The sequence below is a fragment of the Allobosea sp. RAF48 genome (genome assembly GCF_052114025.1).
Taxonomy (GTDB): Bacteria; Pseudomonadota; Alphaproteobacteria; order Rhizobiales; family Beijerinckiaceae; genus Allobosea.
This window is the reverse complement of sequence record NZ_JBFRDZ010000003.1, coordinates 85,158-98,541: the sequence shown is the minus strand read 5'-3', so window position 1 is coordinate 98,541 and position 13,384 is coordinate 85,158. Positions and strand designations below refer to the sequence as shown.

The window sequence follows — 13,384 nt, the reverse complement described above, 5'->3', positions numbered from 1 at the left end:
CGGTCAGAAGGTGACCTTGTCCTTGATCTCGGCCTCGACGTTCGAGGGCAGGGTTCCGCGTTTCACCAGATCGGCGAAATCCTTGAACTTCGCCTTGCCGCGTTCCTCGATGATCTTCTTGGCGCGGACCTCGCCAATGCCCTTGAGGGTGTCGAGCTCGGCGGCGGTCGCCGTGTTGATATTGATCTTTTTGGCCTGGGCAGCCGCGGGCTGGGCGGCGGGTGTCGCCGGCTTGGTTGCGGGGGCTCCCTGCGTTGCCGGGGCGGCGGGCGCCGTGACAGGTGCGGCGGGCTTCGCGGCGGGAGCTGGCTGCGTCACGGTCTGGGCGAAAGCCTGGCCGCCCATGGCGGCGAGCGCGACGAGGGGGAGCAGGAAACGGGACATCGTCATGGCAAGACCTCACTGGGTCGGCCCGGATCATCGCGTTCGACAGGGGCCGGGTCCCTCTGCCGGACGACGCTGGCGGCGCGGGGCCGTTCAGCGCGCCGCGCGGGGCTCGCCGATGATGGTGGCGCGCCGCGATGCGACGATGCGAATAGACGCCTTTCGAATTGAACAGATGCCGAATGCTGCGTTCACCGGGCAGTCAGGTTCGGGGCGCGTTCAGCGGGCGAGAAACTCGCTGACGCGGCCGACGCCGTAGAGCAGCCCGAAGCCCCAGGCGAAGGAGGCACCCCAGTTCGCGAGCTGGAACGCCCAGAACGGCATGGCGACGATGCCCGCCACGATCGCGATCACCGCCCTCAACGGCCCGAAGAAGTGACCGATCAGGATGCTGGCGATGCCCCACTTCTCGAAGAAGGCGTGGCCGCGGTCCAGGAGTTCAGGGTTCTTGGTGAAGGGCCAGTAGTCGTGGACGCGCGGGCCGAGGACGAGCCCGGCCCAGTAGGACACCCAGAAGCCGGCACCGGCGCCGAGCGAAGCCGCCAGCGCCAGCGGGACGAGGTTGAGGCCCGAAGCGCCTGCGACGGCGCCGAAGGTGGTGAAGAATACTGTGGCCGGGACGAGCCAGGAGAGAATCGCGACGCATTCGGCGAAGGCGACCGCGAAGACGATCGGGATCGCCCATTGCTGATTGGCCTGCATGAACTCGACGAGCGCCTTCATGGCTTGTTCGATGTCGGCCATGGCGTTCGGCTCGGCTCCTGCGGGGTCGGGTCGGCTCAGGCATATGGCTGTGTCGGCGGAACGATGCAAGCGACGGGCAGCCGCAGTGCGTGGCGGCGTTGCCTTCCCGGAACGATCGCCTATTAATTTCGGCAATACAGAAAAGCTGCCGGCACGGCGCAAGGCTGCCGACGAGGAAACGGATTTCATGGAGTTGCAGGATCGCCCGCATGCTCATGCGGGGAAAGCGCCGGTTTCGTCGGGGGATCCGGCGGTTGCGCTCGGTGGTGTCGACATCACCTTCCATCTCGCCGATGGCGGTCGCTATCAGGCGGTCAAGGGCATCGATCTCAAGGTCCATCCCGGCGAGTTCGTCTCGATCGTCGGGCCGACAGGCTGCGGCAAGTCCACGCTGCTCAACGCGGCGGCTGGACTGCTCTCGCCCTCGGCCGGCTCGGTCGGCATCTTCGGCAAGCCGCTTGCGGGCCTGAACCGCCGCGCCGGCTATCTCTTCCAGCAGGACGCGCTGATGCCGTGGAAGACGGCACTGGACAACGTCAAGGTCGCGCTGGAGCCGATGGGCGTGCCCGAGCGCGAGGCGGATCAGCGCGCCCGCGAATGGCTGGGCCGCGTGGGCCTGCGGACCTTCGTCGACCGCTATCCGCACATGCTCTCGGGCGGCCAGCGCAAGCGCGTCAGCCTCGCCCAGATGCTGATCCGCAATCCCGAGATCCTGCTGATGGACGAGCCCTTCGGGCCACTCGACGCGCAGACCCGGCAGATCATGGGCAACCTCCTGCTCGATCTCTGGTCGCGCGACCGCAAGGCGCTGATGTTCGTCACCCACGACCTCGAAGAGGCGATCGCGCTCTCCGACCGGGTGGTGGTGATGTCGGCCGGCCCGGCGGCGGGGATCGTCGCCGACTACAAGGTCGACCTGCCGCGCCCGCGCGACATCGCCGACATCCGGCTGGAAAAGGCCTTCCACGAGATCCATCGCGACATCTGGACCTCGCTGCGCGTCGAGGTGCAGAAGGCCTATGCGATGGGCGAGGGACGCGAGCTGGTCGGAGGAGACGCATCATGAAGCGCATGAAGCTCATCTCGCTCCAGATCCTGGTGATGATCGCATTTCTGCTGTTCTGGCATGTCGCGACGACCACGAGCCTGTTCGGCGACGTCAAGACGATCCAGTTCTTCTTCTCGACGCCGGTCGCGGTGCTGACGCGCACTTTCAAGCAGCTCACCAGCGCCGACATCTACTGGCATCTCGGCATCACCCTGACCGAGACGGTGCTCGCCTTTGTCATCGGCTCGCTCGCGGGCATCCTGTTCGGCTTCGCCTTCGCGCGGCGCGAGCTGCTTTCTCAGGTGTTCGACCCCTATATCAAGGCGGCTAATGCGCTGCCGCGCGTCGTGCTGGCGCCGATCTTCGCGCTCTGGTTCGGGCTGGGCATCTGGTCGAAGGTGGCGCTCGGCTTCACGCTCGTCTTCTTCATCGTGTTCTTCAACGTCTACCAGGGCGTGCGCGAGGTCTCGCCGACGATCCTGGCCAATGCGCGCATGCTCGGCATGAACGAGCGCCAGCTCTTCAAGCATGTCTACTGGCCCTCGGCACTGACCTGGATGTTCTCCTCGCTGCACACCTCGGTCGGCTTCGCGCTGGTCGGCGCGGTGGTCGGCGAATATCTCGGCTCCTCGGCGGGGCTCGGCTACAAGATCCATGAGGCGGAGAGCGTCTTCGACGTCACCGGCGTGTTCTCGGGCATGCTGATCCTGGCGATCTTCGTCATCGCCATCGACGCGCTGGTCACGTTGGTCGAGAAGCGGCTGCTGGTCTGGCGGCCGGGGCAGAGCTCGACGACGGTGGCCTGATGGCGGCCGAGGCCGTGGCGGAAACCATGGCTTCCTCAACGTCAGCTCGCTAGGATCGGAGCATCGCGCTCAAGAGTGGGAGGTTCCGGTGGCCGAAACGATCAGCATCGGTGGGCTGCTCCTGGAGTTCCTGCACGACAAGGACGAAACCGAAGGCAGCGTCGACGTCTTTCGGATGACCGTGGCTCCTAAGGGAAAGGTTCCCGTGCCTCACCATCACGAGAGCTGGGACGAGACGGTCTACGGTCTCGACGGAACCTTGACGTTCACGATCGACGGCCGCGACGTCGCCTTGAGGCCCGGTCAGTCGGCCTTCATCCGGCGCGGCGTCATCCACGGCTTCCGGAACGACAGCGACCAGGCGGCGAGTTGCCTCTGCATCCTGTCGCCCGGCGTGCTGGGGCCGGGATATTTTCGTGAGATCGCCGGCTTGCTGGTCGGTGGCGGGCCGCCCGATCCCGCCGCGGTCAGGGAGGTCATGGTCCGTCACGGCCTCGTTCCCGCAGTGCCGGCGGGCTGAGCTACGGACGGCCAGGGCCATGCGGGTCGGCGGGGCGGGCACCCCGCCGCTCCGGCCGGTGGGCTTTTTTGGCTGTTCTACCGGCGCATTTCCGTCAGCGCCCTCTGCAGGGGAGCGGGCGAGACCTGGATCGGCCCTTCGAAGGGTCCGTCCATGTCCACGATCAGGTAGATCGCTCCGCCGATCAGCGCCGCAGCCGCGATGAAGCAGGTCACGACCACGGCGTTCCGCGGGGCGCGGAAGCCGAAGGTCGCGAAGATCAGGACCAGCCAGGCGACGACCATCAGCATCAGCGGCCGCGGCAGCGAACCCTCGGCCTGTTCCACAAGGCTCCAGCGCAGCTCCAGCACCTTGCGATATTGTTCGCGCATGTCGTTCCAGATCGAGAGCTGAGAGGCGCGGTTCGGTTCGAAGGCGCGCAGGCGGGTTCCGACATTCTCGAGCAACCGTTCGGATGTTGTGTCCGACAGCCCGCCTTCAGCAGTCCAATGGCCGTTCGCGGCGCGCTCGGTATAGGCGACAAGCCCCTGGCGGGTTTCGCCGGCCTCCGGGCCATAGAGGAACAACATCCGATCGAGCAGGATCAGCTCGGTGGCGTAGCTGTGAACGTCCCGGTTGACCCCGTCGAATCTGCTCTTCGCCGAGGTGATCATCAGGCCGAGCACCAGAGACGTCATCACGACGAAAATATTGGCGATTAGATGCAAGACCTTCTGCGTGTCGTCCAGCCGTTGATGCTCCGGAAGCCGCTCGTAGGAGAACAGTGCGCCCAGAGAGGCTGCCATCAGGCAGACAAACACGAATATGGCGATGCGCATCTCGTTCACGGTCGGCCCTCGTCTTGCAGATGCAACGGGTAGACATGCGTGGACATGCCAGGCGGCGGCGCTTTGCCGGCTGGCTCGGGATTCTTGCTCCCGCCGTTCAATCTAGCCTATGTTCGACGCAAATGCGCGCCCGTCAGAAGCGCCAGCAGGATCCAAACCGGAGGAACGCCTATGCTCTTGTCCCGCCGCAGCGCGCTGGCTGCGCTTGCTCTTTCGACCGCGCTCGGCGCGGCATCCCATGCGCTCGCCCAGAACGCGGAGAAGCCGAAGCTTACACTCGGCGTTGGCGGCAAGCAGCTGCTCTACTACCTGCCGCTCACCGTCGCGGAGAAGAAGGGCTTCTTCAAGGAGCAGGGGCTCGACGTCGAGATCAACGATTTCGGCGGCGGCGCGAAGTCGCTGCAGGCGCTCGTCGGCGGCTCGGTCGATGTCGTGACCGGCGCCTATGAGCACACCATCCGCATGCAGGCCAAAGGGCAGGACATCCGCGCGGTGATCGAGCTCGGCCGCTTCCCGGCGATCACCATCGCAGTGCGCAAGGACCTCGCCGACAAGGTCAAATCGGCGGCCGATTTCAAGGGACTCAAGATCGGCGTGACGGCGCCGGGCTCCTCGACGGCGCTGACCGCGCAATACGCCATGGTCAAGGCCGGACTGAAGGCGACGGACGCGCCGATCATTGGTGTCGGGGCCGGCGCGAGCGCGGTCGCGGCGATCAAGCAGAAGCAGGTCGACGTGATCTCGCATCTCGATCCGGTGACCTCGAAGCTCGAGGCCGACGGCGACATCGTCTCCTTGATCGACACCCGCACCGAGGCCGGCACCAAGGCGCTGTTCGGCGGCTCGAACCCGGCGGCGGTGCTCTATCTCAAGAACGACTTCGCCGAGAAGAACCCGATCACGACGCAGAAGCTGGTCAACGCCTTCATGAAGTCGCTGAAATGGCTGGAAACCGCGAAGCCTGAAGAGGTTGCCGACCTCGTGCCGGAAGAGTTCCTGCTCGGCGACAAGCCGCTCTACATCCGCGCGGTGAAGAACTCGCAGGAGAGCTATTCGCGCACTGGCATCTCCACGCCCGACGCCATGAAGAGCATGTATGACTCGCTGAAGCTGCTCGACCCGGAGCTGACCAACTCCAATGTCGACCTGTCGAAGACCTTCATCGACAGCTTCGCCAAGAAGGCAGCCTCCGGCTCCTGAGCCATGCATTTGGCTTAGAGCTGTCATTTGATGTCGCGTGCAATCTGCATCCAGTGCATGCTGCGCGGATTCGCGCTGGGGGGATCAGGTGAGCAGCGATACGGCATTTCTGGATGGCGGCGGCGAGATGGCCGCCGCCATCCGCGACTATGACTGGAGCACGACCCCGCTTGGGCCGATCGGCCAGTGGCCGGTGGCCCTGAAGACGGCGGTCGGCATGATGGTCAACTCGCACTTCCCCAAATGCATCGCTTGGGGCGCGGATTTGATCACCATCCACAATGATGCCTTCCGGTCTATCCTCGGCGACAAGCCGCCCGCCCTCGGCCGCTCCTTTCATGAGGTCTGGTCCGAGGTCTGGGAAGAGATCGGCCCGATGACGGCCAAAGCGCTGGCCGGCGAGGCGACCTTCATCGAAGACTTCCCGCTCACCATTAATCGATACGGCCATCCCGAAGAGGTGTGGTTCACCTTCTGCTACAGTCCGATCCGGGACGAGGCCGGCCGGGTTCTCGGCATGATCGACACGGTGATGGAGACGACCGGCAAGATGCTCGCCGAGCGCAACGGCCGCCTGCTCAACGCCGAACTTGCCCACCGCATGAAGAACACGCTCGCGATGATCGCGGCGATCGCCAGCCAGACCTTCCGCTCGGCGGAAACGCTCGAAGAGGCGCAATCAGTCCTGAGCGAGCGCATCGCCACGCTCGGCGAGGCCCATTCGATCCTGACGCAGTCGAGCTGGAGCAGCGCGCCGATCCGCACGGTGGTCGAAGGGGCGCTGGCGCCGCATCGCTCGGGCCTCGGCACGATCCGCATCGAGGGGCCGCTGCTGCGATTGCCGGCCGATCAGGCGATGACGCTGGCCCTCGCGGTCAACGAACTCGCGACAAATGCAGTGAAGTACGGTGCGCTCTCGGTGGAGGCCGGAGAGGTCTCGATCGGCTGGTCGATCGGGCGTCCGCAGAGCGAGGACGCCTTCCGCTTCGAATGGCGTGAAAGCGGTGGCCCTCCCGTCGTGAAGCCGCGCCGCCAGGGTTTTGGCTCGCGGCTGGTGGAGCGCGTCATGTCGCAGAAGTTCCATGGCGAGGTTGAGCTGGACTATCGGCCGGAAGGGCTGCGTTATCTGCTGGCCACCACGATGGTGAATGTCGCGCCGCGCGAGTGACTGTCCCGCAGGCCATGCGCTGCTTTCTGTCCCAGCGATGACAAGGGACCTGCGCTTCGTCGCGGTGGGTCCTTTTCCTTTTTGCACGCCTTTCAACTGCACGCTGGACTTGCCGGGGCGGCGGCGCGACAGTGCGGCGCTGACGTAAGGAGAGGCGACATGACAGGACGCGCCGCCGTCGAAGCCCTGATCCGCGATGCCTACGCTGCCCGCCATCGGGGCGATCTCGATGCCCTGATGGAATACCTCCATCCCGATTGCAGCTACCGGCTCGCCGGCGGACCGCAGGCGGCCGAGGTCTTTGCCGAGCCGGACGGGCATTCCGCCGTGCGCGAGCAGATGGCCGGGCTGATCGCGACCTATGTGTTCCGTAACATCGAAGAGCTGGCGCTGACGGTCGATGGGGACCGGGCGATGCTGCATTGGCGCGCCGATGTCGAGTGCAGGCCGACTGGCCGCACCGGCTCCTTCGAGGTCATGGACATCTTCACCATCGCCGACGGCAAGGTGAAAAGCCTCACCCAGTTCACGGACACGGCCGGCGTGGCCCGGCTGTCGATGCCCCAGCCTTCGCGCTGATCGCGGACATCACCGCTTTCGATTTGCGCCTTGCGCGAGAGCCGTTAGGTTCGCGGGCTCATCGTGAACGGGGTATCGCTTCGGACCATGAATATTCTCTCGATCCAGTCCCATGTCGCCTATGGCCATGTGGGCAACGCCTCGGCGACCTTCCCGATGCAGAGGCTCGGCGTCGAAGTCTGGCCGATCCACACGGTGCAGTTCTCGAATCATACCGGCTACGGCAACTGGAAGGGCCGCGTCTTCGATGGCGGCATGATCGATGAGGTGATGGAGGGCATCGCCGAGCGCGGCGTGCTCGCCAGCTGCGATGGCGTGATCTCCGGTTACATGGGCTCTGCCGATATCGGCCACGCCATCCTGTCCGCAGTCGAAAAGGTGCGGGCAGCGAATCCGAAGGCGCTCTATTGCTGCGACCCGGTGATCGGCGATGTCGGCCGCGGCATCTTCGTGCGCCCCGGCATCCCGGAGTTCATGCGCGAGCAGGCAGTGCCTGCCGCGGATATCGTGACGCCCAACCAGTTCGAGCTGGAGTTGCTGACGGATATCGAGGTGAAGACCGTCGCCGATGCGCACCGCGCCGTCGAGGCTCTGCGCGACGCCGGGCCGAAGGTGGTGATGGTGACCTCGCTCGTGACCGAGGAAACGCCGGCCGGTTCGATCGACCTCATGGCGGCGGACGCCAAGGGGACCTGGCGGGTGCGCACGCCGAAGCTCGACGTCAGCGTCAACGGCGCAGGCGATGCGATCGCGGCGCTGTTCTTCACCCATTACCTGCGCGAGGAATCGGCCGCGGCCGCGCTGTCGAAGGCGTCGTCCTCGATCTACGGGCTGCTGAAGCGCACAAAGGAGGCGGGCTCGCGCGAGATCCTGACCGTCGCGGCGCAGGACGAGTTCGTCACGCCCTCGCAGGTCTTCGAGCCCCAGGCGATCTGACGTCGATGCGGCGGACTTCCCTCAGCCCTCATCCCGAGGAGCGCCGCAAGGCACGTCTCGAAGGATGTCCCAGGAGGTTCAGGAACCATCTGGACCATCCTGCGAGATGCCGCTTCGCGGCTCCTCAGGGTGAGAGCTCGAAGAGTGTCCTTCGATGAGGCTGCGTGTCGGCACCTTCAACGTCGAGAACCTGCTGACGCGCCACCGCTTCGAGCCGGGCGGGCGCACGGAGACGGCGGCAGCGATGTCGCTGTTCCATTTCCCCCGCTCCGACGAGCGCGACGCGGTGGAGCGCTCTCTCGCCGTGGCGCTGGAGGACGACAAGCGCCAGATGACCGCGCTCGCCATCGCCGAGGCGCAGGCCGATCTCTGGATGCTGCAGGAGGTCGACTCGCTCGCGAGTTTGCAGGCCTTCTTCGCCAACTACGTCCATCGCATCGCCGACCATCGCTACGGCCATTTCACGCTGATCGACGGCAACGACCGCCGCAGCATCGACATCGGCTTCGCGGCGCGGCGCGACCTGTTCGGCCCGGGGCAGCTCAAGGTGCGCTCGCACAAGGACCTGACCTTCGCAGAAGCCGGCGTGCATGACCGTGAGCTCGCCAGGCTCGGCATCGGGCCGCATGGCAAGGTCTTCGCGCGCGACTGCCTTGAGGTGGAGCTGACCCTAGGCGGAAGGCGGCTCAGCCTGTTCGGCTGCCACTTCAAGTCGATGAATAACGGCCGCGAGGATGGCCGGGAAATGACGCTGCCCGTCCGCCGCGCCGAGGCGCGGGCGGTGAAATGGCTGATCCAGCAACGCTTCGGCGGCGGCTGGCGCGAGACGAACTGGATCGTACTGGGCGATCTCAACGGCTATCGCTACAGCCTTGGGCCGCGCGCCGAGCGGGCCGACGAGGGCGCGAGCGGCATCGAACCTTTGCTGGACGATTTTGCCGTCGATCCGATGGAGACGTTGCCGGCGCATGAACGCTGGACGCATTTCCGGCGCTACTGGTCTGAGGACCAGGAGAAGCTGATCGACAGCCATATGCCGCTCGACCACATCCTGCTTTCGCCGGCACTGGCGGCGGCCAATCCGCAGCCCGCCATGCAGATGATCCGGAGCGGTCTGCCGTATCGCGTGCCGCTCGATCCGCGTGCGCCTGACCGCTCGATGGCGCGGCTGGCGACCTGCGCCGACCGCTACCCGCGTGTCGGCTGGGACCGTCCGAAGGCTTCCGACCACTGTCCGCTCACGATCGACCTCGAAATTCCCGCAGGGTGACCCCGATGAAACGCCGCTTCGTCACGCTCGACGTCTTCACCACGCGCCGCCATGCCGGCAATCCGCTGGCGGTGGTGCTCCAGTCGGAAGGGCTCGATACGGAGGCGATGCAGGCCATCGCGCGCGAGTTCAATCTGTCGGAGACGGTCTTCGTCTCGCCGCCTGAGAAGCAGGGGCATCGCGCTTCTGTCCGCATCTTCACGCCGGGCGCCGAACTCCCCTTCGCCGGCCATCCGACTGTTGGCACCGCCGTCTGGCTCGCGCTCACCGACCATGCCGCGGGCGCGCCCGCCGATATGCTGGTGCTGGAGGAGACGATCGGGCCGGTTTCCTGCGCCGTCGAGATCACCGGCAGCCATGCCGGGCATGCGATCTTCACCTTGCCGCGTCTGCCGGAGCAGGTGGGGGAGGCGGCGACTGCCGGCGCGATCGCGGCAGCGCTCGGGCTTCAGTCCAGCGATCTCGGCTTTGCAGCGCACAGGCCGACGGTCTTTTCTGCCGGCGTGCCGTTCCTCTGCGTGCCCGTGGCGACGCGGGAGGCCGTGGGCCGCGCAAGGCCGGAGGCCGCGCATTGGCAAGCGGCGATCGGCGCGGGCGGTGCCTTCCTCTACAGCGCCGAGACTGCAGAGGCCGGGAACGCCTTTCATGCCCGAATGTTCTGGCCCGGGACCGGAATCGGTGAGGATCCGGCGAYGGGCGGCGCGGTCGCGGCCTTCGCTGGTGCCGTCATGGCCTATGACAAGCCGGATGACGGCGACCATCGCTTCGTCGTCGAACAAGGCTACGAGATGGGCCGGCCTTCGCAGATCGCGCTGGAACTGAGCGTGCGGAACGGCGCACTCGTCTCGGCGCGCATCGGCGGTTCGGCCATCGTGGTCAGCGAGGGCGTGTTGCTGTGAGCGACGGCGTCGAGAACGGCACGATCGTCCGGCTGTCGCAGGTCGATGCCAAGATCGAGTCCTATGACTGGCGTTTTGCGCGCGAGAGCGCCGCAGACATCGAAGCGCATTGGGCCAGGATCAGTGCTGGCAAGCCGGCCATGTTCAACGGTCGCGTCATGCTGCAGCACCGCGCCGCGATCCGCGACGGCGTGTTCGAGGCCGGCTATTTCGAGACCGACTATGCCGCCTTCATGACCTGGCGCGACGTCGGCCATCCCGGCCCGGTGATCCGCAACGGTTTCGCCATGGCGGCGCTTCGGGCCAAGGACGGCGCCTTCCTCTGCGGCAAGATGGGCGAGCACACGGCCAATGCAGGCAAGGTCTATTTCGCCGCCGGCACGCCCGACCGCGAGGATGCCCGCCCCGACGGCAGGCTCGACCTGGCCGGAAGCGTCACGCGCGAGCTCGCGGAGGAGACGGGCCTGCACGTCGAGGAACTCGATGTGGGCGAGGGCTGGACGGCGGTGATCGAGCAGGGGCGCATCGCCTTCATGCGCGAGGTCCACATCGACCTGCCGGCGGAGGCGGCGCGCGTACTAATGCTGGAGCGGATGAAGCATCTCGAAGAGGAGGAACTCTCCGACATCGTGATCGTGCGCGACCTCGCCGAGACGGAAAAGCACGACATGCCGCCCTTCATGCGCCGCTATCTCGCACATATGTTCGGCGGTGCCTGAACTTGTTCGGTCATTCGTAAAGCCCTCATCCTGAGGAGGCCCATAGGGCCGTCTCGAAGGATGCTTCAGGAGGCTCCGGAATCATCTGGAGCATCCTTCGAGACGCCGCTTCGCGGCTCCTCAGGATGAGGGCTGACAATCCAAACGGTTCAGAGCTGCCTTGTCCGCCTGCCTCACGAAAGTGATCCGATGACCTCTACTGAATCCGCTTATCCCGAGGCTCTCGCGCTGCCGGCTGAGAACCCCTTCGCCACGCGCTGGGAAACGCCGTTCCGCCTGCCGCCCTTCGCTGCGATCAAGCCGGAGCACATCCGACCGGCCTTCGACGCGGCGCTCGCCAAGCACAGGGCCGAGATCGCCGCGATCGTCGGCGACAAGGCTGCGCCCGATTTCGCCAATACGATCGAAGCGCTGGAGCGGGCAGGGCGTGCGCTCAGCCGCGTCGGCGGCGTGTTCTACAACCTGACCGGCGCCGACACGAACGAGGCGCTGCAGGCGATCGAGCGCGAGATGTCGCCGATCTCCTCGCGGCACTGGTCGGCGATCATGATGGATGAGGGGCTCTTCGCCCGCGTCGACGCGGTCAATGCCGCGCGCGATATGCTCGGCCTCGATGCCGAGCAGGCGCGCCTGCTGGAGCGGACCTATAAGGGCTTCATCCGCTCGGGTGCGAAGCTGAACCCCGAGGGCAAGAAGCGACTTGCTGCGATCAACGAGCGGCTGGCCGCGCTCGGTACCCAGTTCAGCCAGAACGTGCTGAAGGATGAATCCTCCTATGCCCTGTTCATCGAAGCCGAGGCCGGGCTCGCCGGTCTTCCAGAGTTCCTGAAGGCGGCGATGGCGCGCGCTGCGGCCGATCGCGGCAAGCCGGGCCAGCATGCGGTGACGCTGTCGCGCTCGATCATCGAGCCTTTCCTGACTTTCTCGACCCGCCGCGATCTGCGTGAGGAAGCCTTCATCGCCTGGAGCAAGCGCGGCGAGAATGGCGGCGAGAGCGACAACCGTGCGATCGTCGCGGAGATGGTGACGCTGCGGGCCGAAAAGGCGAAGCTGCTGGGATATCCGACCTTCGCGCATTTCAAGCTCGACGACGCCATGGCGAAGACGCCGGAGCATGTGCGCGGGCTGCTGGAGCTGGTCTGGAAGCCGGCCAAGGCGCGGGCGGCGCGCGAGGCGGCCGATCTCGCGGCGCTCGCCCAGGACGAGGGCGAGAACGGGCCGATCCGCCCCTGGGACTGGCGCCATTATGCCGAGAAGGTCAGGCAGAAGACCTTTGCGCTCGATGAAGCCGTGCTGAAGCCCTATCTGCAGCTCGACCGCGTCAGGCAGGCCGCCTTCGACGTCGCCGGCAAGCTCTTTGGGCTTTCCTTCGCCGAGCAGCCGGAGCTCGCGGGCTATCACCCGGATGTCCGCATTTTCGAGGTGACGGAGACCGGCTCCGGGCGCCATATCGGCCTGTTCATCGGCGACTACTTCGCCCGCTCCTCGAAGCGCTCGGGCGCCTGGATGAGTGCCTTCCGCGGCCAGCGCAAGCTCGACGGCGAGACCCGGCCGATCATCGTCAATGTCTGCAATTTCGCGAAGCCGGCGGAGGGCAAGCCCGCGCTGCTCTCGCTCGACGATGCGCGCACGCTCTTCCACGAGTTCGGCCATGCGCTGCATGGGCTGCTTTCGGACGTGACCTATGGCTCGCTCGCCGGCACGGCAGTGGCGCGCGATTTCGTGGAGCTGCCCTCGCAGCTTTACGAGCACTGGTTCCTGACGCGCGAGGTGATGCGCGAATATTGCCTGCATGCCGAGACGGCCGAGCCGATCCCGGAGGCGCTGATCGACAAGATCGAGAAGGCGCAGACCTTCAACCAGGGCTTCGCCACCGTGGAGTACACCTCCTCGGCGTTGGTCGATCTCGCCTTCCATTCGCTGGAGGAGCCGGCGGAGGTCGATCCGCTCGCCTTCGAGGCGGCGGAACTCGCGCGCATCGGCATGCCCAGTGAGATCATCATGCGCCACCGCACGCCGCACTTCACCCATGTCTTCTCGGGCGACGGCTATTCGGCCGGCTACTACAGCTATCTCTGGTCGGAGGTGATGGACGCCGACGCTTTCAACGCCTTCATCGAGACGGGCGACGTGTTCTCAGCTCAGCTCGCCGAAAAGCTGAAGCGCTACATCTACTCGGCCGGCGACACGCGCGACGCTGCCGAGGCCTATACGCTCTTCCGCGGCCGGTTGCCGACCCCGGATGCGCTGCTCGAGAAGCGGGGGCTGGCCGCCTGAGCGGGAG

14 protein-coding genes are annotated in these 13,384 nt (G+C 66.0%); 11 read left to right on the top strand and 3 right to left on the bottom strand.

What is annotated here, in order from left to right; genetic code table 11:
• Positions 1 to 3: 3 nt before the first annotated feature.
• Both AB4Z10_RS06690 and AB4Z10_RS06685 read right to left on the bottom strand, forming a co-directional pair.
• The gene (locus tag AB4Z10_RS06690; protein WP_441469607.1) at positions 4 to 390 is read right to left on the bottom strand and encodes a ComEA family DNA-binding protein; all 387 of its coding nucleotides are present in this window, start codon (positions 388 to 390) and stop codon (positions 4 to 6) included.
• A 213-nt stretch (positions 391 to 603) separates the two neighbouring features.
• Positions 604 to 1,128 (bottom strand): DedA family protein, encoded by a 525-nt coding sequence (locus tag AB4Z10_RS06685; RefSeq protein WP_441469606.1) that lies wholly within the window; start codon positions 1,126 to 1,128, stop codon positions 604 to 606.
• 187 nt (positions 1,129 to 1,315) lie between these two features.
• On the opposite strand from AB4Z10_RS06685, the gene AB4Z10_RS06680 reads away from it, so the two are divergent.
• The 3 genes from AB4Z10_RS06680 to AB4Z10_RS06670 all read left to right on the top strand — a co-directional run bounded on the left by AB4Z10_RS06680 (position 1,316) and on the right by AB4Z10_RS06670 (position 3,502).
• Entirely contained in the window at positions 1,316 to 2,194 is an 879-nt protein-coding gene (locus AB4Z10_RS06680; protein WP_441469605.1) for an ABC transporter ATP-binding protein, read from the top strand.
• Positions 2,191 to 2,982, top strand: a complete 792-nt coding sequence (locus tag AB4Z10_RS06675) for an ABC transporter permease (protein WP_441469604.1) — start codon at positions 2,191 to 2,193, stop codon at positions 2,980 to 2,982. The genes AB4Z10_RS06680 and AB4Z10_RS06675 overlap by 4 nt, the downstream gene beginning before the upstream one ends.
• Positions 2,983 to 3,070: 88 nt before the next feature.
• Positions 3,071 to 3,502, top strand: coding sequence for a cupin domain-containing protein (locus AB4Z10_RS06670; protein ID WP_441469603.1), 432 nt, complete (start codon positions 3,071 to 3,073; stop codon positions 3,500 to 3,502).
• Between the two features lie 77 nt (positions 3,503 to 3,579).
• Here AB4Z10_RS06670 and AB4Z10_RS06665 read toward each other — a convergent pair whose 3' ends face one another.
• Positions 3,580 to 4,320, bottom strand: coding sequence for a bestrophin-like domain (locus AB4Z10_RS06665; protein WP_441470027.1), 741 nt, complete (start codon positions 4,318 to 4,320; stop codon positions 3,580 to 3,582).
• A gap of 186 nt (positions 4,321 to 4,506) precedes the next feature.
• Between AB4Z10_RS06665 and AB4Z10_RS06660 the strand changes: the two genes are divergently transcribed.
• The 8 genes from AB4Z10_RS06660 (at position 4,507) to AB4Z10_RS06625 (ending at position 13,377) form a co-directional block, all read left to right on the top strand.
• Positions 4,507 to 5,529, top strand: a complete 1,023-nt coding sequence (locus AB4Z10_RS06660) for an ABC transporter substrate-binding protein (protein ID WP_441470026.1) — start codon at positions 4,507 to 4,509, stop codon at positions 5,527 to 5,529.
• An 88-nt stretch (positions 5,530 to 5,617) separates the two neighbouring features.
• A complete protein-coding gene (locus tag AB4Z10_RS06655; RefSeq protein WP_441469602.1) occupies positions 5,618 to 6,697 on the top strand; it encodes a sensor histidine kinase in 1,080 nt (359 codons plus the stop codon).
• Positions 6,698 to 6,856: 159 nt separating this feature from the next.
• Complete coding sequence (locus AB4Z10_RS06650) at positions 6,857 to 7,276, top strand: nuclear transport factor 2 family protein (RefSeq protein WP_441469601.1); 420 nt, start codon at positions 6,857 to 6,859, stop codon at positions 7,274 to 7,276.
• A gap of 87 nt (positions 7,277 to 7,363) precedes the next feature.
• Entirely contained in the window at positions 7,364 to 8,212 is an 849-nt protein-coding gene (gene pdxY / locus AB4Z10_RS06645) for a pyridoxal kinase PdxY (RefSeq protein WP_441469600.1), read from the top strand.
• A 154-nt stretch (positions 8,213 to 8,366) separates the two neighbouring features.
• Complete coding sequence (locus AB4Z10_RS06640) at positions 8,367 to 9,482, top strand: endonuclease/exonuclease/phosphatase family protein (protein WP_441469599.1); 1,116 nt, start codon at positions 8,367 to 8,369, stop codon at positions 9,480 to 9,482.
• 5 nt (positions 9,483 to 9,487) lie between these two features.
• Positions 9,488 to 10,381: a PhzF family phenazine biosynthesis protein gene (locus tag AB4Z10_RS06635; protein ID WP_441469598.1), complete on the top strand. Its 894-nt coding sequence runs from the start codon at positions 9,488 to 9,490 to the stop codon at positions 10,379 to 10,381.
• Positions 10,378 to 11,100 carry an NUDIX hydrolase gene (locus tag AB4Z10_RS06630; protein ID WP_441469597.1) on the top strand — a complete coding sequence of 241 codons (723 nt, stop codon included), beginning with the start codon at positions 10,378 to 10,380 and terminating at the stop codon, positions 11,098 to 11,100. Before AB4Z10_RS06635 ends, AB4Z10_RS06630 begins: the two co-directional genes overlap by 4 nt.
• Before the next feature lie 189 nt (positions 11,101 to 11,289).
• Positions 11,290 to 13,377 (top strand): M3 family metallopeptidase, encoded by a 2,088-nt coding sequence (locus AB4Z10_RS06625; RefSeq protein WP_441469596.1) that lies wholly within the window; start codon positions 11,290 to 11,292, stop codon positions 13,375 to 13,377.
• The last annotated feature ends 7 nt before the right edge of the window (positions 13,378 to 13,384 follow it).